The 3454-nt window shown below is 55.8% G+C and carries 3 protein-coding genes; all 3 read right to left on the reverse strand.

Annotated elements, in window-relative coordinates:
• Window positions 1–816: 816 nt before the first annotated feature.
• The 3 genes from ABD866_RS10790 to ABD866_RS10800 all read right to left on the reverse strand — a co-directional run bounded on the left by ABD866_RS10790 (window position 817) and on the right by ABD866_RS10800 (window position 3341).
• Complete coding sequence (locus tag ABD866_RS10790; RefSeq protein WP_345064547.1) at window positions 817–1227, reverse strand: hypothetical protein; 411 nt, start codon at window positions 1225–1227, stop codon at window positions 817–819.
• Window positions 1228–1302: 75 nt separating this feature from the next.
• Entirely contained in the window at window positions 1303–1830 is a 528-nt protein-coding gene (locus ABD866_RS10795) for a YcxB family protein (protein ID WP_345064550.1), read from the reverse strand.
• Between the two features lie 635 nt (window positions 1831–2465).
• Complete coding sequence (locus tag ABD866_RS10800; RefSeq protein WP_345064553.1) at window positions 2466–3341, reverse strand: DUF2726 domain-containing protein; 876 nt, start codon at window positions 3339–3341, stop codon at window positions 2466–2468.
• Window positions 3342–3454 lie beyond the last annotated feature (113 nt).

The following is a 3454-nucleotide window of genomic DNA, read 5'->3' on the forward strand; positions in this document are numbered from 1 at the left end:
GTAAGAGCCAAACAATCGGCAGCAGGGGATGCAGATCGTAGAGAGGATTGAAGATGTATTTCATCTCGCTTATTGCATCTGCATTTTCTGGAATAGGGGTAGCTTCATCTTCTGCGGCTAACGGCCAAGGTAAGCTGCCCGCCGTTGGCGGGTCAGCTTGACTGCCGGGTTAGCCACGTTTTTTTGCTTCACGAAATAACCAGCCCTAAATGAAGCCGAAACCTATGCTCGCACCAGGCGACACTAGTAAGGCAAGAACCAGCCAAACCAATGCTGAAAATGCAGCAAATATTCTAAGTTGGATTGCTGTGTAGTCGCGATCCTTGGATACCACCGCTGCGAGCAATAAAGCATACATAGACGCAGGCCAGGCGAACCACAAATTTGATGAAAAGCTTTGTAGTCCAGGAATTGGATTCGCGCCTATTTCCGGTATGGAACCCCATGTAGCAGAAAACAGCAACATTGAGGCGGTGAGCCAAGCGAAGAGGACGTGCCAGCGGGATAGGTAGGAATGCATCGGCTAACGGACAAGATAAGCGGCCCGCAGAATGCGGGTCCGCTTGAGCGCAGAGTTAGACACTGCACTATAGAAACGAGAGCCGCCTGCGCCCAGTGGACTAGCACAAGCACCCCCAAAGCCTTGAACACCCCACAGCCCCAACAAGCGAAGCCCGCCACGGCGACCGCGTCTCAGCGCACAGGCGCTTGAACGGGTGGCGATGGTTTGCAAAGGCATGGGCTGTAACGGCCGGAATGTGAACAGGCTAACGTTTGACTTAAGCGGCGCCGTTAGGCGTCCGCTTGAAGGGTGGGTTAGCTTTCATCATTGTCGCTAACCGCGTAGTGGGAAATCTCAAGCCCTATGCGAGCCGATGCGGCAAGCTGAATGAGCCTCGGTGACAAGCGGCAGAACTGAGCTACGCTTCCTGCGCGTAATGAAACACCGAAATCAAAAACCAACTCTTTGACGCCCGGAAACATTGCCATTTTGGCAACCAAGTCGCCGTTCAATTCCAAGAAGTCAGTGGCATCGCTCTCTTGGCGAGGAAATTCATCCATATCGGCTTCGCTTACTAAGAAGTTCGCTCCGCTGTCGAGTTGTACCTGATCTTTAAATACTCGGGCCTCGCCCTTCTTCCACTTCCGATGCGGAACAAAGGGCACTTCAGAGAGCAACGCATCGACGTCCAATGATTCACCTGATATTCGAAGAATGCAGCTCATTTGGCTGGTCGGCTCCGTGAAAGCTAACGTTTGAGGTAAGCGGCTTGCCGGAGGCAAGTCCGCTTGACCGAAGGGTTAGATCGCATTCTTGATGTGCGCCGTGTATTGCTCAAGCTCAGCGACGAAGGGAGCCATTGCTGCGCGTGGAAGTATGAGCGCCTGCATTCCATCGATGAAGAGATAGTAGTTAGCCTCGTCTTCCGCTCGGAAAAGCACGCCGGACCAAGGCACCTCCGTTGTGCCAGTCGATGAACTTACATGCACCGAAGCGGCTGACAGGGAAACAGTTTGCGGAGAAAGGAACGCTCCGTTTGGCGCGAGCATGAACTTGCGAAGTGAAACCTGAGCGACGTACGGCAAAGCAACGATGGCAAGGAGGGCAAGGACCAGCAGGACAGCCACGGTGCCGAGTGGCTGCGAGATCTCCGGGTACTCGCGCATGACCCGAGCGTAGGCTGCGCCGGCAAGGCCGATGCATAGCCAAACAGTTACGCGAAGACCGAATTGCAGCGAGAACAACCCGGCCTTGGAGCGAAAGCGCTTGGCGACTACTTTCTGCAGGCGCGCGAAGTCAGCGACGGTGAGTGTGAAAGTGGTGGACATCGAGTGGGTTTGCGATCTCACGGACAAGATAAGCGGCCCGCAGAATGCGGGTCCGCTTGAGCGCAGAGTTAGACACTGCGCTACAGAAAAGAGAGCGACCTGCGCCCGGTGGACTAGCACAAGCGCCCCAAAAGCCTTGAAAGCCCAACGGCCCCAACCGGCGAAGCCCACCACGGCGACCGCGCACCAGCGCACAGGCGCTTGAATGGGTGGCGGTGGTTTGCAAAGGCATGGGCTGTGCAGGCAGGAATGTGAACAGGCTAACGGACAAGATAAGCGGCCCGCAGAATGCGGGTCCGCTTGAGCGCAGAGTTAGACACTGCGCTACAGAACAAAGAGCTACCTGCGCCCGGTGGATGAGCACAAGCACCCCAAAAGCCTTGAAAGCCCAACGGCCCTAACAGGCGAAGCCCGCCACGGCGACCGCCCACCAGCGCACAGGCGCTTGAACGGGTGGCGGTGGTTTGCAAAGGCATGGGCTGTGCAGGCCGGAATGTGAACAGGCTAACGTTCGAGCTAAGCTGCCCGCGGAGGCTGGTGTTGTAAGGCCGGGCTGAGAAGATGTACAGGGTACCTCAGCCCGGCCTTACAGCGCCTGCCGTAGCGGGTCAGCTTGAGCGAGGGGTTAGGCGTCTTCATACGGTGGCCCCGCAACTGGCTGCGCTGACCATGCCATAGGTTCGCTCGAAGCGGGGTTGACGATCTGCAAAGAAGGAACGGCGATCACAAAGTAGGCTCAAGTCTCCCGCTAGTGCCCGCTTTATGTTCTCATAAAGATCGAACATTGCGATCATGCTGATCAGATCCGACTTATCCACGGCGGAGAAGAGTTGCGCTCTCATGCCGGTTGTCGCATAGACGACACTAGCTCTATCGAGTACGACCCAAGTTAGGCACCGGTAGTTGCCTTCGGTGTCTTTGCCTACGTAATGAGACGGAGCCATTTGGCCAATCTGACCACTCTTATGTAGTTTCTGAAGGGCAAGCTGTATGTCCAGTGATAGCCAGTACGGCCACTTCTTGCTTGAGTCCGAGCCATCAGTGAAGAAGAAGGTCATGTCGAACGGTTCGTCGTAAGGCACCGAGCCGCTCTTCTGAGCCTCGTAGAACGCTTCTTCGAGGAACCATGCATCCACGAAGTAGCTGAGCAAGTCGAGGCCGCGATACCTTCGCGTCAGATAGTTGGAGTTGACTCGAAGCAAACCATGAGAGAAGCGCTCACAGAGATCGTTCTTCAGACGATCTCGCGCCCTCTGTATGGAGCTTGTCTTGTGAACGGGGCCATCGAACTCGACACTGAAAAGTGGCATGTAGTCACTGTTCGTGACCAGGAAGTCGAAGTGAGCGCGGAGGCCATAGGAGTAGTGCTCAGGCGAGATGCCACTTCCAGCAAGCGGAAAGACATCTCCTACGCGTACTTTGGGGAACACCTTGGCTCCGTTCGAGAAGCAAGCCTTTTGCAGCGCCGAGTAGGTGACCTCTTCGTATTGATTGAGGAGCCGCGAGTTCATGTCCCTAAGACGCCTAACGAACAAGGTAAGCGGCTGGCTGTAGGTCAGTCCGCTTGACCGCCGGGTTAGGCGCCATTGCGCCGCTGACCTTGAATTTGGGAAGGAACACGACG

The sequence above is a fragment of the Acidovorax lacteus genome, assembly GCF_039540375.1.
GTDB lineage: Bacteria > Pseudomonadota > Gammaproteobacteria > Burkholderiales > Burkholderiaceae_C > Acidovorax_G > Acidovorax_G lacteus.

Excerpts from the sequence above, each read along its gene's own strand:
- ABD866_RS10795 (WP_345064550.1), bottom strand. The coding sequence starts at position 1,830 with ATGTCCACCACTTTCACACTCACCGTCGCTGACTTCGCGCGCCTGCAG.
- ABD866_RS10800 (WP_345064553.1), bottom strand. The coding sequence starts at position 3,341 with ATGAACTCGCGGCTCCTCAATCAATACGAAGAGGTCACCTACTCGGCG.
- ABD866_RS10790 (WP_345064547.1), bottom strand. The coding sequence starts at position 1,227 with ATGAGCTGCATTCTTCGAATATCAGGTGAATCATTGGACGTCGATGCG.